The sequence below is a fragment of the Halonotius roseus genome, from assembly GCF_006861655.1.
Taxonomy (GTDB): Archaea; Halobacteriota; Halobacteria; order Halobacteriales; family Haloferacaceae; genus Halonotius; species Halonotius roseus.
This window is the reverse complement of the sequence record NZ_SESI01000002.1, coordinates 273,322-293,473: the sequence shown is the minus strand read 5'-3', so window position 1 is coordinate 293,473 and position 20,152 is coordinate 273,322. Positions and strand designations below refer to the sequence as shown.

At 64.7% G+C, this 20,152-nt stretch carries 22 protein-coding genes and 1 tRNA gene; 10 read left to right on the top strand and 13 right to left on the bottom strand.

What is annotated here, in order from left to right; genetic code table 11:
* The first annotated feature begins 24 nt into the window (after positions 1-24).
* Together EWF95_RS07500 and EWF95_RS13840 are read left to right on the top strand one after the other, a co-directional pair.
* Positions 25-1,524 carry a molybdopterin-dependent oxidoreductase gene (locus EWF95_RS07500; protein ID WP_142443455.1) on the top strand — a complete coding sequence of 500 codons (1,500 nt, stop codon included), beginning with the start codon at positions 25-27 and terminating at the stop codon, positions 1,522-1,524.
* 138 nt (positions 1,525-1,662) lie between these two features.
* Positions 1,663-1,791: a hypothetical protein gene (locus EWF95_RS13840; RefSeq protein ID WP_281284933.1), complete on the top strand. Its 129-nt coding sequence runs from the start codon at positions 1,663-1,665 to the stop codon at positions 1,789-1,791.
* An 11-nt stretch (positions 1,792-1,802) separates the two neighbouring features.
* On the opposite strand, the gene EWF95_RS07495 is transcribed toward EWF95_RS13840, so the two are convergent.
* The 7 genes from EWF95_RS07495 to EWF95_RS07465 all read right to left on the bottom strand — a co-directional run bounded on the left by EWF95_RS07495 (position 1,803) and on the right by EWF95_RS07465 (position 7,857).
* Complete coding sequence (locus tag EWF95_RS07495; protein ID WP_142443454.1) at positions 1,803-2,702, bottom strand: HFX_2341 family transcriptional regulator; 900 nt, start codon at positions 2,700-2,702, stop codon at positions 1,803-1,805.
* A gap of 59 nt (positions 2,703-2,761) precedes the next feature.
* The gene (locus tag EWF95_RS07490; protein ID WP_142443453.1) at positions 2,762-3,100 is read right to left on the bottom strand and encodes a hypothetical protein; all 339 of its coding nucleotides are present in this window, start codon (positions 3,098-3,100) and stop codon (positions 2,762-2,764) included.
* 46 nt (positions 3,101-3,146) lie between these two features.
* Complete coding sequence (locus tag EWF95_RS07485; protein ID WP_142443452.1) at positions 3,147-3,602, bottom strand: DUF555 domain-containing protein; 456 nt, start codon at positions 3,600-3,602, stop codon at positions 3,147-3,149.
* 74 nt (positions 3,603-3,676) lie between these two features.
* Complete coding sequence (locus EWF95_RS07480) at positions 3,677-4,591, bottom strand: DNA-3-methyladenine glycosylase family protein (protein WP_142443451.1); 915 nt, start codon at positions 4,589-4,591, stop codon at positions 3,677-3,679.
* An 82-nt stretch (positions 4,592-4,673) separates the two neighbouring features.
* The gene (locus tag EWF95_RS07475; protein WP_394348581.1) at positions 4,674-5,630 is read right to left on the bottom strand and encodes a mechanosensitive ion channel family protein; all 957 of its coding nucleotides are present in this window, start codon (positions 5,628-5,630) and stop codon (positions 4,674-4,676) included.
* Positions 5,631-5,668: 38 nt separating this feature from the next.
* A complete protein-coding gene (malQ, locus tag EWF95_RS07470; RefSeq protein ID WP_142443450.1) occupies positions 5,669-7,156 on the bottom strand; it encodes a 4-alpha-glucanotransferase in 1,488 nt (495 codons plus the stop codon).
* Positions 7,157-7,254: 98 nt separating this feature from the next.
* Complete coding sequence (locus EWF95_RS07465) at positions 7,255-7,857, bottom strand: FAD-dependent oxidoreductase (protein ID WP_142443449.1); 603 nt, start codon at positions 7,855-7,857, stop codon at positions 7,255-7,257.
* 363 nt (positions 7,858-8,220) lie between these two features.
* Here EWF95_RS07465 and EWF95_RS07460 point away from each other — a divergent pair, with 363 nt between their 5' ends.
* Together EWF95_RS07460 and EWF95_RS07455 are read left to right on the top strand one after the other, a co-directional pair.
* Positions 8,221-9,024, top strand: coding sequence for a helix-turn-helix transcriptional regulator (locus EWF95_RS07460; RefSeq protein ID WP_142443448.1), 804 nt, complete (start codon positions 8,221-8,223; stop codon positions 9,022-9,024).
* 138 nt (positions 9,025-9,162) lie between these two features.
* Entirely contained in the window at positions 9,163-9,453 is a 291-nt protein-coding gene (locus EWF95_RS07455) for a PRC-barrel domain-containing protein (protein ID WP_142443447.1), read from the top strand.
* Here the strand turns inward: EWF95_RS07455 and EWF95_RS07450 are convergent.
* The gene (locus tag EWF95_RS07450; RefSeq protein ID WP_142443446.1) at positions 9,450-10,901 is read right to left on the bottom strand and encodes a DHH family phosphoesterase; all 1,452 of its coding nucleotides are present in this window, start codon (positions 10,899-10,901) and stop codon (positions 9,450-9,452) included. The two genes, EWF95_RS07455 and EWF95_RS07450, sit on opposite strands and share 4 nt — an antisense overlap.
* 203 nt (positions 10,902-11,104) lie before the next feature.
* Between EWF95_RS07450 and EWF95_RS07445 the strand changes: the two genes are divergently transcribed.
* From EWF95_RS07445 to EWF95_RS07430, 4 genes are all read left to right on the top strand, one after another.
* Positions 11,105-11,178 (top strand) — tRNA-Lys (locus tag EWF95_RS07445).
* A gap of 208 nt (positions 11,179-11,386) precedes the next feature.
* Positions 11,387-12,556 carry a 3-dehydroquinate synthase II gene (locus tag EWF95_RS07440; RefSeq protein ID WP_142443445.1) on the top strand — a complete coding sequence of 390 codons (1,170 nt, stop codon included), beginning with the start codon at positions 11,387-11,389 and terminating at the stop codon, positions 12,554-12,556.
* A gap of 71 nt (positions 12,557-12,627) precedes the next feature.
* Positions 12,628-13,113, top strand: a complete 486-nt coding sequence (locus EWF95_RS07435) for a cation:proton antiporter regulatory subunit (RefSeq protein WP_142443444.1) — start codon at positions 12,628-12,630, stop codon at positions 13,111-13,113.
* A gap of 111 nt (positions 13,114-13,224) precedes the next feature.
* Entirely contained in the window at positions 13,225-14,421 is a 1,197-nt protein-coding gene (locus EWF95_RS07430; protein ID WP_142443443.1) for a cation:proton antiporter, read from the top strand.
* Positions 14,422-14,506: 85 nt separating this feature from the next.
* On the opposite strand, the gene EWF95_RS07425 is transcribed toward EWF95_RS07430, so the two are convergent.
* The 3 genes from EWF95_RS07425 to gpmI all read right to left on the bottom strand — a co-directional run bounded on the left by EWF95_RS07425 (position 14,507) and on the right by gpmI (position 17,354).
* Complete coding sequence (locus tag EWF95_RS07425; protein WP_142443442.1) at positions 14,507-14,992, bottom strand: zinc ribbon domain-containing protein; 486 nt, start codon at positions 14,990-14,992, stop codon at positions 14,507-14,509.
* Between the two features lie 24 nt (positions 14,993-15,016).
* Positions 15,017-15,751 carry a type I 3-dehydroquinate dehydratase gene (locus EWF95_RS07420; protein WP_142443441.1) on the bottom strand — a complete coding sequence of 245 codons (735 nt, stop codon included), beginning with the start codon at positions 15,749-15,751 and terminating at the stop codon, positions 15,017-15,019.
* Between the two features lie 82 nt (positions 15,752-15,833).
* On the bottom strand, positions 15,834-17,354 hold the full coding sequence (gpmI, locus tag EWF95_RS07415) for a 2,3-bisphosphoglycerate-independent phosphoglycerate mutase (protein WP_142443440.1): 1,521 nt from the start codon (positions 17,352-17,354) through the stop codon (positions 15,834-15,836).
* Between the two features lie 127 nt (positions 17,355-17,481).
* Between gpmI and EWF95_RS07410 the strand changes: the two genes are divergently transcribed.
* Both EWF95_RS07410 and EWF95_RS07405 read left to right on the top strand, forming a co-directional pair.
* Complete coding sequence (locus EWF95_RS07410) at positions 17,482-17,892, top strand: hypothetical protein (RefSeq protein ID WP_142443439.1); 411 nt, start codon at positions 17,482-17,484, stop codon at positions 17,890-17,892.
* Positions 17,893-17,985: 93 nt separating this feature from the next.
* On the top strand, positions 17,986-18,546 hold the full coding sequence (locus EWF95_RS07405; RefSeq protein ID WP_142443438.1) for a DUF2391 family protein: 561 nt from the start codon (positions 17,986-17,988) through the stop codon (positions 18,544-18,546).
* Between the two features lie 76 nt (positions 18,547-18,622).
* On the opposite strand, the gene cobT is transcribed toward EWF95_RS07405, so the two are convergent.
* Positions 18,623-19,687, bottom strand: coding sequence for a nicotinate-nucleotide--dimethylbenzimidazole phosphoribosyltransferase (gene cobT, locus EWF95_RS07400; protein ID WP_142443437.1), 1,065 nt, complete (start codon positions 19,685-19,687; stop codon positions 18,623-18,625).
* On the bottom strand, positions 19,680-20,141 hold the full coding sequence (locus EWF95_RS07395) for a hypothetical protein (RefSeq protein WP_142443436.1): 462 nt from the start codon (positions 20,139-20,141) through the stop codon (positions 19,680-19,682). The genes cobT and EWF95_RS07395 overlap by 8 nt, the downstream gene beginning before the upstream one ends.
* Positions 20,142-20,152 lie beyond the last annotated feature (11 nt).

Genomic DNA, 20,152 nt, shown 5'->3' with positions numbered 1-20,152 from the left:
ACCACCGTAGTTGAGACCTAACCCATGGATCGCGCTACTCGACTCCGAGCGCAGGTGTCCGCTCACAGCACCGAGCTGCTCGTCGCGCTGCTTGCCGGCATCACCGGCGTCGCCGGCTCGTATGCGGTCGCCGGCTACACCCGCCAGTTCATCGTCGCGCCGATCGACGCGCTTGTCGTCCGACTCACCCCCGGTCGACTCGTTGCGTTCGTCATCGAGAACATCGGCGAGGAGGGCCATCTGCTGCATATCGCCCTCTCGGTGGGGCTCGCTGTCGGCCTCCTCGGCGCGATTGCCCTGCTCGGTATTCGCGTCGCCGACCGACTCACGCAATCGACACTTGGGATCGTCCTTGCTGGCGGGCTCGCGTGGGGTGTCACCGCGGCGATCACGGCTGACCCATCGCTGGCGATCGGTGCGGCCGCGCCGGTGTTGGTGTTCACCGCGCTTGGCGTGCAAGCCGGCGACGCCATCGAACACAACCCCGCCCGGCGACGCGTCATCGCCAGTGCGGCCGCATTTATCGGCGTTGCTGCTGGTGTCGGCCGTCTTGCCAACGCCGGTGGCAACGATGCTCCGACCGACCCGGTCAGCGAGGCGGTCGCCGATCGGCTGCAACAAGCCGACACCCAAGCCCTCGATATCGACGGCGACGTACCGGGGTTGGTCAGCGAGATCGGCGAGTTCTACAACGTCGATATCGCCGAATTCGACCCCGAGGTGCCGGCCGACGACTGGTCGATGACGATCACCGGCGAGGTCGGCGACGACGTAACCGTCAGCTACGACGAGCTGACCGCGATGCCGACCGAACACCGCTACGTGACGTTGCGGTGTGTCGGCGAGGATCTCAACGGTGAAAAGATGGATACCGCCGTCTGGACCGGCACGCCGATCAAGCCCCTACTGGAGGAGGCCGATCCCGGCGGTGGATGCGGCTGTGCGATGCTCCGAGCCGAGGACGACTACTTCGTCCAGTTCCCCGTCGAGGCCCTCGAAGACGCCTTCCTCGCCTGGGAGATGAACGGCCAGCCGCTCCCGCAATCACACGGTCATCCGGTGCGCGTGCTCGTGCCCGGTCACTGGGGCGAAACGAACGTCAAATGGCTCAGCGAGATCGAACTGCTCGACGAGGAGATGGACGGCTACTGGGAACAGCGCGGCTGGCATGGCACCGGCCCGGTCAACACGGTCGCCAAGCTCTGGAGTACGACCACGCTCGATAGTGGCGCGATCGAACTGGCCGGCCACGCCTACGCCGGCACCCGCGGCATCGAGCGCGTCGAGGTCTCGACCGACGGCGGCTCGACGTGGCAGGACGCCGAGCTCTCCGAACCGTTGCCCGGCGACGATGTGTGGCGGCAGTGGCGACACGAGTTCGACCCCGACGGCAGCCACGAGGTGGTCGTCCGGGCGGTCGACGGCGAGGGGACTGTCCAGCCCGAAGAGCGGTCTGACTCCTACCCAAGCGGCGCGACGGGCTGGGTACGGCAGACGGTGAATATGATGGGCGCGTCGGGCTGATACTGTTTATTGTAGACGGTTACCGCCTCGACCGCCCACCGGGCGGCGGTCGAACGGTAACTTCCTACAGTAAACCGTATGAGAGGCGGTCGCCGCGAAGTAGCAAAACATTACACGTCGGAGCGACCACCTTGAAGTATGGAACTGGATTCGTACATCACCACGGAGGAAACGGAGCTCTCGCCGGCGGTCGTCGTGACGACAGTTTTGCTGGTCGCGGTGTTCGCCCTCGGATTGCTCTACCAACTCGTCGGGATCGTTCTCTAAGTGCGCATTGGCTACTCGCGTGTTGTATCCGCGTGTGAGCGAACCCACAGCTCGCCGATCCGCGAGAGCGTCGTCCGGTAGGATTTGCCGATCTCCTCCTGTTCAATGTAGCCCTTGCCGCCGGGGCCAAGCCGGTCAACGTTGTAGATCACCTTCGACCGGAAGCTGTCGGTGTACTCCTCGTTGAGATCGCGGGCGAGTGCCTCCGCAAGCTCGCTGACCGAATCGAACTCGCCGTGCTCGCCGAGCGTAAAGAGGATGAGCTCCTCGAAGGGTTTGACGCTCGAAAATGAGGCGACCGGGAGCTCGACGATATGCTTGCCGTTGATTTCTTTCGCGCCGATCGTGCTGCCGCGTTCGTCGAACTCAGCCAAGAGGTCGGCGGTGCTTTCCAGCCGCTCTTCGATCCGCTCGCGGTCGAAATCGTCGGCCTCAAGCAGGTCGCCGAGCAGCTCGCGCTCGGCCCGCAGCTCCTCGGCGAGCTCGGTTTCGAGATACTTCTCGGGGGCGGTGTAGTAGGTGTGAATCCGATCTCTGTCCTCCTGGCGTTCGACCATCACCGAGTGGGCCGCCGTCGCAAACGCGAAGCTGACAGGGCGGGGCATCGAGCAGACGTTGACCCAGACCTCCGCGCCGCCGTCGAGTTGGTCGTTGATGAGCTCGAAGGCTCCCTCGAAGGCCGCGTCGTAATCGTAGACATCTTCGAGGCGTATGCGGTCGGTTTCCGCGCCCAGCAAGCTTTGAAAGTCGGTTTCGAGCTTGGAGGCGAGGTTCCGGGAGTATTCGACGTTGGCCTCGCTACCGACCGCGCCCTCAAGCAGGATCGCCCGATCCACGTCGAACTGATCGCGGATCAGCGGCGCGATAAGCCGGTCGTAATCGAAGCCGACCGGGACGATGTGGGTTTGCATATTCTACACTACGCTGGGGTAGGTAAATATCCCCTCACACGACGGGCTCGGGGAGCCGTCTACTCGATGTCGATATGATAATACCCGCGTCGTGCTGGCCTGACCTCGACGGTGTACACACCACTCTCGGTCGCTGTATGGGTGATGGTGGCGACGCCGGTGACATCGGATCCGGCTACCGTCTCACCGCTTGGGGCGACGATTCGGGCGACGGTCACCGCTCCTTCCTCATTTTCGACCTCAACGCTGATCGTGTCGCCGGTGGCAACCTCGATGTCCTGTGTTCGATCAGCCCCGCTTGCTCTCGTCTTTGTTGCTCCAGCCCACCCGGAGCAGCCGGCGATCCCGACGACACCGGCTGTTAGAACGCCAGCACCAAACTGTCGCCTCGTTGCCATAGCTTCGCGTACGCTAACCGGCCGGTAAAAAGCATGCCTCGGTGCCCTACTCTCTCCCGCTGTCAGCGCGCTCGTCGCCCTCGCCGTTGTCATCGTTTTCGCCGTTGTCATCGTTTTCGCCGTTGTCATCGTTTTCGCCGTTGTCATCGCTTGTGTCGCCCGCCTCGTCGGGGAGTTCCTCGACTTTGATCACCTCCAGGGGGATCTCGCTGAGTCGCTGGCCGATCTCCGTGCGGGCGACTCGCTTTGCGTGTTCCTCCTGTTCGACGTTGAACACGTCCATCGTCAACTCCAGGGCGACGAGTGCCTCGTCGGCGATGATATACGCCGGCGGCAGCTCCTCGCCGTCGGGCCCGGTCGGCGATCCCATATCGATCTCGACGTAGTTGAGATCCGGGTTCAGCAGCTCGCCGGTCTTCGAGATCGCAATGCGGACGGCCTCATCGACTGTTTCCACGTCGTACACCGATACCGCAGCTTCGACGACGACTCGGCAGTCCATGTGTGTAAGTAGCAGGGCAGCAAGTATGAAAGTTCGGCCGCAACGACAGTTCAGCCACGACTGTCGCTGCCGCCCTACTCGCCGCCGTTGCGGAGGTAGTGAAACACGTACGTCTGGACGTAGCCGGCGTACTCGCCGCCGAACCGCTCGCGGATCGCCCGCGACGTTTCGGTGTAGGAGCCCTGCTCGCAGCCGGGGTAGTATTCTTCGATGGCTGTCCGAATCCACGTATCCAGCGGGATCGCTTCGAGGTAGCCAAGCGAGAACAACAGCACGCAGTCGGCGACCTTGTCGCCAACGCCGACGAACTGAGTCAGATACTCGCGGGCGGCTTCGTACTCCCGGCCGATGGCGTCAGCCGGGTCGGCCTCGCCGTCGGCGACCATCTCGGCGGTGCGCTGAACGTACGGCGCGCGGTAGCCGAGGCTGAGATCGCGCAACTCGGCTTCGGTGCGGGCCGCCAACGCCTCGGGCGTCGGAAACGCCTGATACGTTCGCCCGTCGAACTCGACGGTTTCGCCGTATTCTGCGGCGAGTCGCTGCTGCATCCCGTGAATCCGACCCACGCGCATCTGGGCCGAACAAATGAAGGAAATGAGGCAAGCAAACGGCGGATCACGGACGAGTCGCATGCCGCGATACTGCTCGAAGGCGCGATCGATCAGCGGCTCGTCGGGCGCGTCGGCTCTGATCTCGTCGAGATCGTCGTCAAGTCGCAGGAGGTGGGTGAGGATCGGGACGGCGTCGGTCGTCGACTCCCACTCGATGTCGTCGTCGATCTGTCGAACGCGGACAACGGCCTGCTCGTCGCTGACGCCGTCGAGCGGCGGGACGACCGTCTCGTACCACGCCTGCCCGCCGTAGGCTTCGTCGGTCGTGTACATCTTCCCGTCGAGCCGACTCCAGAGATAGCTCTGACCGCTTTCGACTGTCGACTGCAGGTCGAACGGCCCGGCGAGGTCGTCGACCGAAATGACGCCTGTCTCCATTACCGAACGGGAGGCTGGCGGCGGGTTTCGGGGTTTCGGTGTTGGGTGAGTAGGGCGAGTATCCGGATTCGGCAGCAACGACTCAGCGGTTCCGGCTCACCGGGAAGCTCGTCACCGTCGCGTTCTCGTTGAACCGCTCAAGGACGCGCTCGTAGAGCTCGTTTTTGACGCGCGTTCCCTGTCGCGGATGGGCGATGTAGCGAAGCCGGAGTTCGACCCACGATTCCGCCTGCGTGACGTTGACTGTCGGGCCATCGGTGACTTCGAGTTCGACCGGCGTCTCCGCGAGTCGCTCCCGGAAGTCGGCGATGGAGTCGGCCATCTCCGCGCCGACGACCGCCTCGGCCTCCTCGATCATGATCTCGGTCGCGGCGTCGAGATCTGTCTCGTAGGAGACCTGCATCGAGATTTCGTTCCAGACGTACTCGGAGCCACCGCCGCCGAAGTTGGTGACCTCCGAGGACAACACCACGCTGTTGGGCACCGTGACCACGCGGCCTGAGGGCTGGTTCGTCGAGATCAGCTCGCCGCCGACCTCCCAGATCGTCGTCACGAGGAAATCGACCTTGATCACGTCGCCCTTCGTCTCGCCGATCCGGACGCGCTCGCCGACCGAGTACGGTCGTTTCGCCATGATGTAGAGCCAGCCGAGCAGCGAAAGCAGCGGCTGTTGGAGCGCGAAGGTGATCGCAAAGCCGACAACACCGAGCGACAGCAGGACGCCGAGCCACTGGTCGGTGAGCACACCGAGCAGGGCGACGACGCCGACCGCACCGAAGACGAGCCGGAGGATGTTGCGAAGGTCATGGGCGCGTCGTTTGGTGGCGGTTCGAAGCAGGAACTGCAAGACGAGGAGGTGCAGCCCCGAGAGGCCGAACACGACCGCGCCCGCGAAGAGAAGCTTGCTGAGCAGGTCAGCCGTCGGCAACGGGCCCAGCATCTCGGGGCCGAGGGTAAACAGGGGTGTCGTCACGAGCGCGCCGGCGGCTGCCAGACAGATCGCGGTGAACACTGAGAGCCAGCCGGCAGCGCGGTTCACAGTGACCTCTCGGCGGCCACCCGGAAAACCGTACCGTCCTACCGGAGTTCGATCATCGTCATCGTGCCGAGCTTGGTGGCGATATCCTCGTCGAGGCCGTCGCTGGTGACCCGCCACGTCCAGTTGCCCTCCGCGGTGCCGGGCGTGTTGAACCGGGCGTGGTTGTCGAGGGCAAGCAGATCCTGCATCGTCGTGAACGCCAAGACCGCGTCGGATCGCCAGACGGCTTCGATCATCGACCAATGGATCTCGTCGCCGTCGACGCCGAGATTGTAGTGGAGGCATTCGCGCTGGCGGTCGCCGAGATCGTTGTAGTAGCCCTGGAACGTGTTGGTGTCGTGCGTCGATGTGTAGCCGACCGAGTTTTTCGGGTAGTGCATCGGCTGGTGGGTGTTGCCGTCCTGACACCAGTCGGCGTACTGCGGGACGCGCATCCCGGGGAAGCCGAACTCGTCCATCAAGGCGTTGAGTTCGGCGTCGGGGAAGCCGAGATCCTCGGCGATGAAGGGGAGCTCGCCGAGTCGATCCCGGATCGTCTCGAAGAAGTCGTAGGCTGGGCCGTCGCGCCACTCACCCTCGGCGGCGGAGTCGGCGTGGGTCGGGATCGCCCAGTACTCCAGAAAGCCCTGGAAGTGATCGAGTCGGGTTACGTCGACCTGGCCGAAGAGACGATCAAGCCGGCGGGCCCACCAGTCGTAGTCATTGTCGGCGAGCGTCCCCCAGTCGTACAGGGGATTCCCCCACTTCTGGCCGCTGTCGCCGCTGTTCGGCGGGACGCCGGCGACCGCAGTCGGCCGGTTTTGGTCGTCGAGTTGGAACGCCTCGGGGCTGGCCCACACGTCCGCGCTGTCGAGGCCGACGTAGATCGGCACGTCGCCAACGAGGTCGATACCCGCATCCTCGGCGTCGGCTTTGAACGCTTGCCACTGTTTGTCGAACCAGTACTGGACGAGCACGCGGTACTCGATCTCGTCGGCCAATCGCTCGCGGGCATCGTCGAGGGCGTCGGGATCGCGGGTGCGGATCGGCTCGGGCCAGTCGACCCACGCGACCTTCTCGTGCTCCTGTTTCAGCGCGCGGAACAGGGCGTAATCCTCGACCCACGGTTCGTTCTCGCGGAACTCGTCGAGGGCCGCGCGGTCGTCCTCGGTCGCTGTCTCGTCAAACCGCTCGTGGGCGGCTCTGAGCTGCTCGCGTTTGTAGTCGGCGACGCGCTCGTATTCGACTTCGTGGCGGTCGAAGTCGGGGATAGGTTCGAGGTCATCGTCGGTCAGCCAGCCGTCATCGACGAGGCGGTCAAGGCTGATCAACAGCGGGTTGCCGGCGAACGCCGAAAACGACTGGTACGGCGAGTTGCCGTGGGCCGCCGAGGTCGGCCCCAGCGGGCAGAACTGCCAGTAGGTCTGTTCGGCTGTCTCCAGAAACGAAAGGAACTCCCGTGCCCCGTCACCGAGGTCGCCGATGCCGTGTGGCCCCGGCAGCGAGGTGAGATGCAGGAAGACACCGCTCGTGCGCTCGAATTGCATACCCTCACTGTCGGGGGCATCCGTGTCAAACGTTGTGGTCTTCGACGGCCGCGGTGGCGGCTGTGGTCGCCGTCGCGCCGCGACCGTCCGTGACCGCCCTACGCCTCGTCGCTCATCGCGCCGAACACGCCGTCGGCGTCGGCCGGCACGTCGAAGTCATGGAAGTGCTCGCCCTTCTCCTTCGAGAGAATGTTGAGCGCGGCTGCCGCGCCGTCACCGGCTGAGATAACCGCCTGCCACTCCTCGGCGCGTACCATCGCGCCCGTGGCGTAGGCGTCATCGACGCTGGTCTCCATGTCGACGCCGACATCGACGACATCGCCGTCGAAGCCACAGCCCAGCGATTCCGCGAGATCGCGGTTGGCACCCGTCGCCAACACGACGTACTCGGAGTCGTAGCTTCCCTCGGCGGTTTCGAGGGTGAAGCCGTCGTCGGTGGCCGCCACGTCCGTGACCTCCTCGCCTTGGTGTCGTTCGACGCCGAAGCTGTCGACCTGCCGGCGGGCGGTCTCCATGAACGCCGTCCCGTCCTGTGAGCCAACGCCGAGATAGTTGAACAGGTGGGCTTTGTGCATCCACGTGCCGTCGGTGTCGAAGACCCGCGTCTGGAGGCCGTTTTTCTGGGTAAACAGCGCGGCACTCAGGCCGGCGGGGCCGCCACCAACAATACTCACAGTCGCGTCAGCGTCAGTCTGACTCATGTCACGTCAGTGAATCGCCAGCCGTAAAGAACCATAGGCGACATCGATGTTACTGGTGGGTTGTTGAAAAGTGTCGTGCGGCCGCCAACTGGCAGCCAGCGTGACAGTACCGAGCCGACCCGGGCAAGTCGGCCGGTGGTGCTTGTCGATCCGGGCAGGTTCGACAAGTTAGCTTGATCGACCGTCCGGGCAGGGCGGCCGACAGGATCGCCGGGTTGTCAGAGGCACTCCGGCATCTACGGTAACGGTGGCGTATAGCTTTACGTCACCGTCTGGGTTGACGCGTCGGAGAGTGACGAACGTTTAAATATATCACGGTTGTTTATACGTGTAGACCAGCTCCCCGCAGGATTCCATCCACCAATGGTTGCCACTGATCCCTCTGATGTGTTATCGACGCTCATTCAGCGAGAGTCGGTGTTGTACGCCGTCGATGTCGCCGGCTGTGAGAAACGCGATATCGTGGCCGCGGTACCCTCCTCGCGGTCGACAGTCGACCGGAGCATCCGCGAGCTGGAAGCTGCCGGGCTCGTTACCCGATCGCCGGAGGGGTACCGACGGACGCTGCTTGGCGAGCTGTTGCTGTCGGAGTATTACCGGTTCAAGGCACAGACAGCCGAACTGCTTTCGGCGGGTGATATCTTCGCCGAGCTGCCGCCGACACAGGAGATCGATCGGTCGATGCTTGAGGACGCAACGATCGTCACGGCCACGCAGGCGACCCCTCACCAGCCGGTCTCCGCGCTCTGCTCGCTGATAAGCGAGGCCCAATCGATCCGGGTGCTCTGTCCGGCCGTCTTCCCGCAGCTCATCGAAACCTGTGCGATGGCGACCGACACCACCGAGACCGTCGAGATCATCCTCACCGACTCGGTGGCCGCCGCGCTTGTCGATAGCTACACCGAATCGCTGACCGCACTCCAGGAGGCGGGGGCTGAGCTCCACCTGCTTGAGACGACACCCCCACATGGGCTTGCGGTCATCGAACGACCGATGGGGTCGACGGCTGGCCTGCTGGTGATCGACGATAGCGGCGGTCGCGCCTTGGTGCGCAACAGCGGCGACGACGCCGTCGCGTGGGCCACCAGCCGACTCGATCACTGGCGGCGTGAGGCGACAGGACTCCCGCTGGCTGAGATCAACGATGCCGGATCAGTGCTGCGCTGACAGCGGTGCCTGATCCTTCTCGCCATCGCCGAGCTGATGTCTGACGGCGGTGCTTGACCGCCGCCACCGCTGAGTCGATGTCTGACAGCCGTCTGTCAACCACGAAATCTTATTATCGGTGCCCTCAACGGTAGGTGCATGGACGGCACTCCACAGGAGATTACGACGCTCGTCGGTCGTGAGGTCTACTCGAACAACGGCGTGTTTGTCGGCGAGATCGAGGATGTACAGCTTGATTTGGACGCGGAATCGGTCACCAGCCTCGCGGTCGGCGAACTTAACAATGAGCTGTTTGCCGACACCGTTAGCCCGGGTCAGGGTGTGTTGATCCCCTACCGCTGGGTGCGGGCGGTCGGCGATATCGTCCTTGTCAACAACACGGTCGAACGCCTCCGAGAGGCCGACGACGCCGAGGAAGCGGTCGCCTAAGAGCCGTTCGAGTCGCCGCCTTCGACGCCCAACTCCGCAAACAGCTTCTTTCGCACCGCTTCTTCGGTCAGCTCCAACAGCGTCTCGCGGTTGTCCTCGCTGGCTTCGATCCCGGTAAAGATCCCCAGCGGCACCTCGACGCTACCCTGCGTGGAGTGGCCGACGACATCGCCGCTGTGCTCGAAGGCCCCCTCAAGGACACTGCCGATGTCGATCCGGATATCCTTCGAGCGGGCGGCGACGATGATCCGCTCGTCGACGATGCCGAACACCGCGCTGGTGGTGATCCCCTCCAGATCCAGCAGATACTGGGCGGCCTGCTCTAAGGCGTCCCGGTCGCGGATGAAGCCGGCTGTCGAAAAGAGGTGACTTCCCTGTACCTCGCGGCTCTGGATCGCCTCCGCCAGCACGTCTAAGGTCTCCGGCGACATCGACGGCGACTCGACCTGTTCGAGTGTGTCGTGGTTGGCGAACGGATGGAGGTAGGCGGCGGCGGTCAGATCCGCGGGTGTCGTATCCCGCTTGAAATCCAGTGTTTCCGCCCGAATACCGTACAGCAGCGCGGTAGCGACCGTCTCGCTGGGGCCGAGATCGAACTCCTGGAGATACTTTGTGAGGATCGTCGAGGTCGACGAGAGGTTGGTGCGTACATCAACGAACGGGGCGTCGACCTCCTCGTCGGGCTCGACGTGATCGATGAAGATGTCGATCTCGAAGCCGGGATCGTTGGTCTCCGAGGGGACGTTGTCGACAAGGGCGATCCGGTCGTACTCCGTGATCGGCGGCTCCTCGTCGCTGGCCAGCAGCTCGATCCCGAGGAGGTTGACGAACGCGCGGTTCTCCTGGTGGCCGATATCGCCGGCATACCGGATGTCGGCCTCGACGCCGAACTCGGCGGCGATCGCCTGGAGGGCGGTCGCGCTGGCGATCGAGTCGGGGTCGGGGTTGTCCTGGGTGAGGATCGCCAGCCGGCCCTCCGTGGCCTCAAGGATGTCGGCGAGCTGGCGGGCCTTGTACTGGAGTTCGCCGGATTCGAGGCTGCGGAGCGCGGAGTCGGCGATCACCTCCGAGGGGTTGACAACGACATCCGCGCCGAGCTCGCTGAGCTCGTCTTGGCTGACGGGATCGGATGCCCGAACAACGATATACTGGTCGCCGCCGGCCTCTCGGATCGCCGCGACCGCATCCTTGTTGGCTTCGATATCGGAGGCCAACACCAGCAGGATGTCGCGGTCGGCGACCGCCTCGGCGACCGAGGGATCGCTGATGTCCTGGACTGTCGCGTTGAGATCCTGATCTCGCAGGGCCTCAACACGGTCAGTATCCTTATCGAGGATGAGCACGTCGTTGTCCGCCTCGGTGAGTTCCTCGGCGACGGCGTGGCCAACGCTTCCACAGCCGAGGATCGCGTAGGTTGACCGCGAGGAGCCGGTCACACCAGCACTCATGGATATCCAAAGACAGCGGCGGTGACCACTTAATGTCGTTTGTTTCGCCACGGCCGCCACAGCGGCCGCCAACGCGACCGAGCCCGCACCTCAGCCCGCGAGTGGTGGCTCGCCACCGACGACTACATCGGGCAGCCATCGGCTGCCGATCGCTGGCTGCGAAAGGAAACCCCTTTTAGCACGACACGGGTAGCCAGCGGTGAGGGCTGGTAGCTCAGTTTGGTAGAGCGACGGACTCTTAATCCGTCGGTCGCGTGTTCAAATCGCGTCCAGCCCGCTTTTGCGACGAACAAACGTGAGGAGCAAAGCGGCTACTGATTTGAACGCAGCGAGTGAATAAGTGAACGAGTGAGTGTTCAAATCGCGTCCAGCCCGCTCTCTTACCGACTGATTTGGAGTCCGTTGTATAACAGATAGAGCTATCACTGCGCGGCCAACCGCTCGCTTCCGCCATGTTCAAGCCGACGCGGGCTGACAGCCCGGTAATGACACGCACCGTCTGGATCAAAGCCGACGACGCTGTCGGCGACTGGGAGACGCGCAAACAACGGATCACGACCGCCATCGAGGCCGGCGTCGACTGGGTGCTCGTCGACGAAAGCGATGTCGACCGCGTCCGCGAGCTCGGCGAGATCAACGTCGCCGCCTTCCGCTCGGATGCCGACATGGTCGATGAGGCCGAGCCGGCCGCCGGGGGCGCGGCCGCCGACGCCTACTTCGTCGGCAAGGACGGCGAGGGCGACGGGACAGTCGATCTCCCCTCGGATTTCGCCGGCTCAGCCGATCTCTCGACGCTCCGCCGTGGCAGCAACGGCCCCCAGGGCGCGTACGTCCGTATCTTCGATCAGGACTACGAGGCCTTCGCCGAGGCCGCCGCGAAAGACGCTGACTACACCGCCGTCATCGGCGAAGACTGGACGATCATCCCGCTGGAAAACCTGATCGCCCGTATCGGCGAGGAGACCGATCTGCTGGCCGGTGTCACCTCCGCCGAGGAGGCCCAGACCGCCTTCGAGACGCTGGAACTCGGCGCAGACGGCGTCCTGCTCGACACTGACGACCCCGACGAGATTCGCAACACGGTCGAGGTCAGAGACGCCGCCGAACGCGAGACCCTCGAACTGCAGTACGGCGAAGTCCTCGATGTCGAACGCGCCGGGATGGCCGACCGGGTCTGTATCGACACCGGGAGTCTGATGGAGCACGACGAAGGGATGCTCATCGGCTCAATGTCCCGCGGCCTCTTTTTCGTTCACGCCGAGACCGCCGAATCGCCCTATGTTGCCTCCCGGCCGTTCCGCGTCAACGCCGGCGCGGTACACGCCTACGTTCGGACGCCCGATGGCGGCACGAAATACCTCTCGGAGCTCAAAAGCGGCGACGAGGTACAGGTCGTCGACACCGACGGCAACACCCGAGAGGCGATCGTCGGCCGCGTGAAGATCGAGAAACGGCCGATGTTTCGGGTGGAACTGGAGGTCGACGGCGACCGCATCGAGACGCTGCTGCAGAACGCCGAGACGATCAAAGTTGCCACCAGCGAGGGCCGCAAGGCTGTCACCGATCTCGAAGCCGGCGACGAGATGCTGCTGTACTACGAGGATGTGGCCCGGCACTTCGGCGAGGCTGTCGAGGAATCGATCATCGAGAAATAGCTGCGCGGCCGCGATCGCAGACACGGCACCGACCCATCGGTTTTTAGATGCTGTCGCTCGCCCGTAGTCGTATGACTATCGAGGAAAGCGATCTTCCCGGCGTGGGGAAGAAACACGTCGTCGATATCGGCGACGAGGAGCTGATTATCGTCACGCACAACACCGGCAAACGGGAGGTTTTCCGGCGGGGTGATCCGGATGCGGACTCCGAGAAGCTCTACGAGCTCTCAGACGATCTCGCCCGTACCGTCGGCACGATCCTCGAAGGGGCGTACTTCCAGCCTATCGAGGCCGAAAAACAGGAGACGACCCTTCCGGGTGGGCTGCTCTTGGAGTGGTATGAGATTCCGCCCGGCTCGCCGCTGGCCGGCGAGACCATTGAGACAACCGATATCGGCGGCCAGACCGGCGTCACCGTCGTCGCCATCGAGCGCGGCGGCGACACCGTCGAGAGCCCCGGCCCAGATACGACGCTTCAGGAGGGTGATACGCTCGTCGTCATCGGCACCGACGAGCAGTGTGACGCCTTCGAGGAGCTGCTCGCCGGTGGGACATGACCGCGGTGGGACGACGGCCAGCCGCGGCAGCGGTCTATCGACCGAGCGCGTCGGCGACACCGCACCGATTGGGGGTGGGCCTGCGTGGCTAGCCTGCTGGAAGTCGGGGTCATGTTCGCCGCTATCGCCGTTGTCGGCTGGCTGGCCGACCGGCTCGGCCAGTCGGTGATCCCCTTCTACATCGTCGTCGGGATGGTCGCCAGCGAGTACGTGTTCGGCCGGCTCTCATTCGCGGGCGGCGACCTCTATATCGCCGAAACCGAGTTTATCGAGCTTGGCGCGGAGCTTGGGATCGTGTTTCTCCTCTTCTTCCTTGGGTTGGAGTTCAACCTCGACCGCCTGCTCGCCCGGCGACGCGAGATCAGCACCGCGGGGACGATCGATGCTGTCGTCAACCTCCCGATCGGCTTCGCGCTCGGCTGGCTGTTTTTCGGGTCGGTGTTGCCGGCGGTGTTGGTCGCCGGAATCGTCTACATCTCCTCGTCGGCCATCATCACCAAATCGCTGCTGGATCTGGGCTGGATCGCCAACGACGAGGCTGAGCCGATCCTCGGCACGCTGGTCTACGAGGATCTGTTGATCGCGGGGTATCTCGCGGTGACGACCGCGGTCGTTCTGGGCGGCGGCGACATCCGCGCTGCGGCGGGTGCGGTCGGCGTCGGGCTGGCGTTTATCGGCCTGCTGTTTGTCGGCGTCCAGTTCGGTACGCCGGTGTTGGAGCGGCTGCTGGCCGCCGACACCAACGAGTCCGTCGTCCTGCGGACGGTCGGGCTGACAGTCGCGGTCGCCGGGATCGCGCTGTCGCTCGGCGTCAGCGAGGCGGTTGCGGCCTTCTTTGTCGGGATGGCCGTCTCCTCGACGACACACGTCACCCACATCGAGGAGCTGCTCGAACCCCTGCGGGATGCCTTCGCCGCGGTCTTCTTCTTTTGGATTGGCCTCGTCACCGACCCGCTCGCGGTCGCCGGTGTCGCCGCCCTCATCGCAGCGGCGGTTGTCGTCACCACGCCGACGAAGCTTCTCAGCGGCTTTCTCGGCGGGCGTGCCTTCGATCTCACCGTGCGGCGGTCGACGCGAACCGCGCTGGCGATGACGACCCGCGGGGAGTTCTCGCTGATCATCGCCACGCTGGCGGTCTCGGGTGCCGCAAACGGCACGATCCCCCAGCCGGTCGCCGACCGGATCAGCGCGTTCGCCGTCGGCTACGTGTTGGTGATGGCGGTCGTCGGCACGACGCTGATGGGGTACGCCGGGCCGTTTGAGCGGCTCGCCGAGCGGTTCCTCGGAACGAACGCCACAGGCGAATAGCGTCCTACCCCTGTCTGGGTTTGTCGGTGCTCATCAACGTCGTCTGTCTGAGCTCCTCAAGATCGTCACAGCTCGTCAGAGCCTCTCAGGGCTCGTCAGGCTGCGACCGCTCCTCGGCTGTGTTCTCCTCTGGTGTGTTGTCGACGGTGTCGCCGTCAAGCGGTTCGGTACACCAGGTGCAGAAATCGAGGTCGTCGTCGGTTGGTTTCCCGCAGTGCGGACAGGAGCGTGTCCCGTCCTCCTCGACCGTCTCATCTGTTCCGATCCCGGACGATGATCGCCCCTCAAGATACGCCAACAGCGTCGCATCGAAGACGCTGACGGCCGTGATCACAAAGAGTGTCAGCCGCACTTCCATCGGAATCGCACCGAAATCGAAGGGGTCGAGCGTTGCGGGGTTTGGCACGTAGTAGCTGAGCAGCAGAATCCCCGCACCGAGTGTCACCGTCAGCCACAGCAGAGAGCGTTTCCACCGACGGAGATACGCGTGGCCGACCCCCGGCACCCCGATCATCGCACCGCCGAGAGCCAGGAGGGTGGTCACCACAACCCGTCGTCGCGCGCTGTCCATACCCCGACTTAGACCATCCCCGTGTTAAACATCGTTGTTCGCCGTCGCCGTCGTCAGCGTGTCGACCACCTCACGGAGTGTCGCAAGCGGGTACTGTCCCGGGGCGGTTGCGTCGGCGGGATCGACCGGCGCGTAGCCGATCTTCGAGCCGTAGACTGGTGCGACCGCCCGGGTGTGTTGGCCGGCGGCACCCATCCCCATCGTTGCGACCGTCCTGCCGGCTGCCGTCGCGCGGTGCGTTGCGGTCAGCAGATCGAGCGCGTCGCCGCGGTCGTGTGCCGTCGTGGCGAGTTTGGCGATATCTCCTTCCTCGCTTCCGAGCCGCAGACGTTCGGTGAGCTCGGCGACCGGCGGCGTCGACTCAAAATCATGGATCGAGGCGATCACCGTCACCCCTGCCTCACGGGCACTGGCGCGCACATCTCGGGCGGTGTCGGTGTCGGCGTCGGCTACACTCCCATCGAGGGCGCGGCATTCGAGGTCGACCGCCGCAACCGCGTCGTGTTCAACCGCCGTCGCAAGCGTATCGAGGCGACCCGCCTCGTCGGTCGCCTCGCCGCCCTCCCAGGCGGCGCGGTTGGTGGCGATGATCGGGAGTTCGCCGTCGTAGCCCGCCAGCTGGTCGAGGGGATCGGCGGCGAGATCGAGTCGGAACTCGACGGCATCGGCGACCGCCTCGCGGGCCGCCGGCTCGTCGGCGAGGCTGTCGGTCGAGGCGGCGAGGACAAACTCGTCAAAATTGAGATCGAACGCTGACATACAGTCGGGATACAGGCCGGGCGACAAAACCGTACCGTCTCCAGCGGTTCGCCTCGTGTTGCCCGGTGTCGTTTTCCTGCCGTCAGGCGTCCTCGAACAGCGAGTCGCCGGTCATCTCCGTCGGCGTCGGCAACTCCATCAAATCCAGCAGCGTCGGCGCGAGATCACAGAGCGCGCCACCCCCTCGCAGCCGCCGGCCGCCGTCGTCGCCATCCGGCGAGATGTAGATCACGGGAACAGGGTTGAATGTGTGGGCGGTATGGGGGTCATCCTCGGTGCCCATGTCGTCGGCGTTGCCGTGGTCGGCGGTGACGATGAGGTGGCCGCCGGCGGCCTCGATCGCGTCGGCGAGCCGGCCCAGCTGTTCGTCGACGGCTTCGACGGCGGTGATGGCGGCCTCGTAGTCGCCGGTGTGGCCGACCATATCCGGGTTGGCGAAATTGAGAACGAGCAGCTCGGGATCGTCGGCTTCGATGATGTCGATGGCGGTGTCGGTTACCTTTTCGGCGTGCATCTCCGGCTGGAGGTCGTAGGTCGCCACCGCCGGGCTTTTGATGATCTCGCGTCGCTCGCCGTTGAACTCGATCTCGCGGCCCCCGTTGAGGAAGTAGGTGACGTGCGGATACTTCTCGGATTCCGCAAGCCGCAGCTGGTCGAGGCCGGCGTCGGCGACGACCTCCCCGAGGGTGTTTGCGGGCTGTTCCGGCGGGTAGGCCACATCGAGGTCGAACGTCTTGTCGTACTGGGTCATCGTCACCAGCTTGGTGTCCGGTGGGGTGGTCTCGATACCCCATTCAGGCTCGATGTCGGCGAGCATCCGCACCAGTTGGCGGGCGCGGTCGGCCCGGAAGTTGACAAAGATGACCGCATCGCCGTCCGCCAGCGCGGGCTGGTCGGCCACCAGCGTCGGCTCGATGAACTCGTCGGTGTCGCCGCGGGCGTAGCTTTCCTCGACCGCCGCAACCCCTGTGTCGGCTGTGTGGTCGGCCTTGCGGTTGACAATGGCGTCGTAGGCGCGGTTCGTCCGCTCCCAATTAACGTCGCGGTCCATCGCGTAGTAGCGGCCGGAGACGGTGGCAACGTCGCCGGTGCCGTGTTCGGCGGCCGTTTCGGTGATCGTTTCGAGATGGCCCGCGCCGGATTTCGGGGCTGTATCTCGGCCATCGGTGAAGGCGTGGGTGACCGCCTCAACGCCGCGGTCGGCGGCGAGTTCGATGAGGGCTTGGAAGTGCGTGATATCCGAGTGGACGCCGCCGTCGCTGACCAAGCCCATCAGGTGTACCGCGCCGTCGTGGTCGTCGGCGTAGCTGATCGCGTCGTTGAACGCCTCGTTGTCGCGGAAGCTGCCGTCCTCGATCGAGTCGACGATCCGGGTGTAGGACTGCTTGACGACCCGGCCCGCCCCGATGTTGAGGTGGCCGACCTCGCTGTTGCCCATCTGGCCCTCCGGGAGGCCGACGCGTCGGCCGTAGGTGGTGAGCGTGTTGAACGCGCCCGTCTCGCGTAGACGGTCGAAGGTCGGTGTTGCCGCTGCCCGCACCGCATCGCGGCGGTCATGGTCGCCGAGCCCCCAGCCGTCAAGCACGATGAGTGCACCTCGCATATGTCGGCCCTCGCCCGCCGGGGTAATGACGTTTCCCTTTGGATCGATCCCCCTGTGCCGGTGGGTTTTTTGCTCCTGGGGTCGTCACCACGGGTAACAGCCGCTGCTCGGGGGAGCACACCTGAATATGAGTGGGAGTCACACCGATCGTTCGTCACAGCGTGCGATCATCGATATTATCAACATTCTGAGCGTTGCGATCCTGCTCGTTGTCACCTCCTCGACAGCCGCGGTCGTCGGTGCCGCGGTGTTCAGCGGCGAGTTCGACGATCGTGGGCTCCAGCAGCCCGACCAGGATGACGATGACCCAACCAGAGAGGTCGCTGTCGACACCGAGTCGACCGGGGTTGGGACGACGATCACCTGGACAAACCCCGGTGATGCTGCCTACGTCGAGATCCGCGATCCCGAGGGGAACCTTATCGAGACGATTCAGGTCTCCGGCGGTGAGGCGACCATCGATCAGGACAACTTCGAGGTGTATGCGATCTACGAGGATGGCACCGAGACGCTGATCGAGCAGCGGGGAACGGGCTGATCGCGGGGAACGGGCTGATCCAACCGCAGACCGACCTCGTTCGATCTTTCGGGCCACCCTGATGTTCTTGTAAAGCGCGGGAGAGGCTATCGTATGAGCACGCCGAAGGCCGATCCGGATATCGGCGATCTCTTTGATCAGCTTGAGAAGCTCGCCGAGACCGTCGACACCGACGAGGAGCGCGAACAGGTCGAAAAAGCGATGGAGCTGACCGCTGACGCCGCCGAGAGCGACGGGGCATTCGGGCAGGTGATCTGGGGGTTCGATCGGGCTGATGCCGCGGAGGCACTGCTTGGGAGTCTCCTCTTTGGGATCCCGATGGCCGTCGAGGGCGGCACAGCAGAAGTCGGCCAGTTTTTCGTCGCGCATCCACCCTTCCTCGTTGGCACGCTCCTGTTTTCGATCCTTCTCACATCAGGCGTGCTGTACGTCGCCGACATCCAAGACGTTCGGGTTCGACACCGGCTGTTTGGGCTGGTGCCGCGCCGATTGGCGGGTGCCCTCTCGATCTCGTTTCTGATGGCGATCGTCTTGCTGACCGCATGGGGCCGGATCAGCTGGGCCGAGCCATCGGTTGCGATCGCCAACGTTGTTGTCGCGTTTGTCCCGATGTCGGTCGGGGCGGCACTCGGTGATATCCTGCCCGGAAGCTAAGCCGACCGAAACCGCTGTCTCCGGCTTTTCATCCTCGATTTAGCTCACGCTTAGCTCACGCGTTGTCACGCTTAGCTCACGTATCGTCAAGCCCGGCATCGCCGAACGTCGCCATCTCGGTGTGTGCCCGGCAGGCCGCCCGATAGCTGCTGATCGCCAGTGCTGCCCCAGTCCCCTCCCCGAGACCCATCTCGTAGTCGAGACAGGGCGCAACGTCGAGGGCGTCCAGTTGGATCGCATGGCCCGGTTCGGTCGAGACGTGCGAGCCAAGCAGATAGTCGGCCACGCGCTCGTCGATCGCGGCGGCCACCAGCGCGGCCGCGCCCGTCACAACGCCGTCGACGACGACCGGAATCCGCCGGCTGGCGGCTTCGAGTGCCACCCCGACGAGCCCACCGATCTCGAAGCCGCCAACACACCGAAGCACGTCGATCGGGCTGTCGGGGTCAGGATCGGTGACCGCGAGGGCCCTCTCGATCGTTTCGATCTTTTCGTGCCGGGTTGCCTCGTCGATCCCGGTGCCGTGACCCGTTACGTCGTCGACCGAGCTCTCGGTCAGGGCCGCGGTGATCGCCGCGCTGGCGGTCGTGTTGCCGATACCGAGATCGCCGAGGCCGACGACACCAGCCTCGGCGGCGTGATCGGCGACGAGTTCGCGGCCGGCGGCGATCGACCGACGCGCCTGGGCGGCTGTCATCGCGGGCTCGACCGCCATGTTCGCGGTGCCGTCGGCGATGTGGTGGTCGATGACGCCGCTCGGCACGTCGCCGGCGACACCCATGTCGACGACGTGGGATGTGATCTCGTTGGCCCCAGCCAGGGCGTTGATCGCGGCATCGCCGCCCTCGACGGCGTCGACCATCGCGGCGGTCACCGACGACGGGTAGGCACTGACGCCCTCGCTGGCGACGCCGTGGTCGCCCGCCAGCGTGAGGAGCACCGCGGGATCGACGCTCGGGGTCGGCGTCGCCTGCATGGCGGCGATCTCGACGGCCATCGATTCGAGCCGGCCGAGGCTGCCGGGCGGTTTGAGCAACTCCGTCTGTCGCTCTTGGGCCGCCTCGCGGGCCGCCTCGTCCAGCGGCGGGATCGACACCGCGATCGGGGTGTCGTCCCCAGCCGGTGTCGACTCGTCAGTCATCAAAGTCCGGCAGGTCGTCGGGGGCTTCGTACTCCGATTCCCAGTCGATGTACTCGTCGTACAACACCTCACACACCTGCTGGCCGAGTTCGGTCAGCCCGGCGTTGATCGCCGAGACGGTCGCCCAGCTATCGAGATCGGGGTGGAGGTCGCGCTGTTTCCAATCCTCGGGGATCCCGGGTGCGTGGTAGCCGACACGATCAGCGAATCCATCCCAGAAGAAATCGAAGTGTTGGAGCATCTCGATGTCGACAACGATCCCGAAGCCCGCGTCGTCGAGATCGGTGTCGGCGGCCCACATCTCGAAGGCTTCGTCCCACGCGCCCTCCCGCAGAAACGTCTCGATCTCCTCGCGTCGGTAGTCGGTGTCGCCGACGACCTCGGCGTCCTCGTACTCGTTGGGATCGACCGATTCGAGCGTTGGGGGGTCGGGCGGCTCGGCGGTGACTGGCATACCCCAGCTAT

Excerpts from the sequence above, each read along its gene's own strand:
- EWF95_RS07450 (WP_142443446.1), bottom strand. The coding sequence starts at position 10,901 with ATGAGTGCTGGTGTGACCGGCTCCTCGCGGTCAACCTACGCGATCCTC.
- EWF95_RS07435 (WP_142443444.1), top strand. The coding sequence starts at position 12,628 with ATGACTATCGAGGAAAGCGATCTTCCCGGCGTGGGGAAGAAACACGTC.
- EWF95_RS07490 (WP_142443453.1), bottom strand. The coding sequence starts at position 3,100 with ATGGCAACGAGGCGACAGTTTGGTGCTGGCGTTCTAACAGCCGGTGTC.
- EWF95_RS07460 (WP_142443448.1), top strand. The coding sequence starts at position 8,221 with ATGGTTGCCACTGATCCCTCTGATGTGTTATCGACGCTCATTCAGCGA.
- EWF95_RS07425 (WP_142443442.1), bottom strand. The coding sequence starts at position 14,992 with ATGGACAGCGCGCGACGACGGGTTGTGGTGACCACCCTCCTGGCTCTC.
- EWF95_RS07495 (WP_142443454.1), bottom strand. The coding sequence starts at position 2,702 with ATGCAAACCCACATCGTCCCGGTCGGCTTCGATTACGACCGGCTTATC.
- gpmI (WP_142443440.1), bottom strand. The coding sequence starts at position 17,354 with ATGCGAGGTGCACTCATCGTGCTTGACGGCTGGGGGCTCGGCGACCAT.
- EWF95_RS13840 (WP_281284933.1), top strand. The coding sequence starts at position 1,663 with ATGGAACTGGATTCGTACATCACCACGGAGGAAACGGAGCTCTCGCCG.
- EWF95_RS07500 (WP_142443455.1), top strand. The coding sequence starts at position 25 with ATGGATCGCGCTACTCGACTCCGAGCGCAGGTGTCCGCTCACAGCACC.
- EWF95_RS07430 (WP_142443443.1), top strand. The coding sequence starts at position 13,225 with ATGTTCGCCGCTATCGCCGTTGTCGGCTGGCTGGCCGACCGGCTCGGC.
- malQ (WP_142443450.1), bottom strand. The coding sequence starts at position 7,156 with ATGCAATTCGAGCGCACGAGCGGTGTCTTCCTGCATCTCACCTCGCTG.
- EWF95_RS07405 (WP_142443438.1), top strand. The coding sequence starts at position 17,986 with ATGAGCACGCCGAAGGCCGATCCGGATATCGGCGATCTCTTTGATCAG.
- EWF95_RS07485 (WP_142443452.1), bottom strand. The coding sequence starts at position 3,602 with ATGGACTGCCGAGTCGTCGTCGAAGCTGCGGTATCGGTGTACGACGTG.
- EWF95_RS07420 (WP_142443441.1), bottom strand. The coding sequence starts at position 15,751 with ATGTCAGCGTTCGATCTCAATTTTGACGAGTTTGTCCTCGCCGCCTCG.
- EWF95_RS07410 (WP_142443439.1), top strand. The coding sequence starts at position 17,482 with ATGAGTGGGAGTCACACCGATCGTTCGTCACAGCGTGCGATCATCGAT.
- EWF95_RS07465 (WP_142443449.1), bottom strand. The coding sequence starts at position 7,857 with ATGAGTCAGACTGACGCTGACGCGACTGTGAGTATTGTTGGTGGCGGC.
- EWF95_RS07455 (WP_142443447.1), top strand. The coding sequence starts at position 9,163 with ATGGACGGCACTCCACAGGAGATTACGACGCTCGTCGGTCGTGAGGTC.
- EWF95_RS07480 (WP_142443451.1), bottom strand. The coding sequence starts at position 4,591 with ATGGAGACAGGCGTCATTTCGGTCGACGACCTCGCCGGGCCGTTCGAC.
- cobT (WP_142443437.1), bottom strand. The coding sequence starts at position 19,687 with ATGACTGACGAGTCGACACCGGCTGGGGACGACACCCCGATCGCGGTG.
- EWF95_RS07440 (WP_142443445.1), top strand. The coding sequence starts at position 11,387 with ATGACACGCACCGTCTGGATCAAAGCCGACGACGCTGTCGGCGACTGG.
- EWF95_RS07395 (WP_142443436.1), bottom strand. The coding sequence starts at position 20,141 with ATGCCAGTCACCGCCGAGCCGCCCGACCCCCCAACGCTCGAATCGGTC.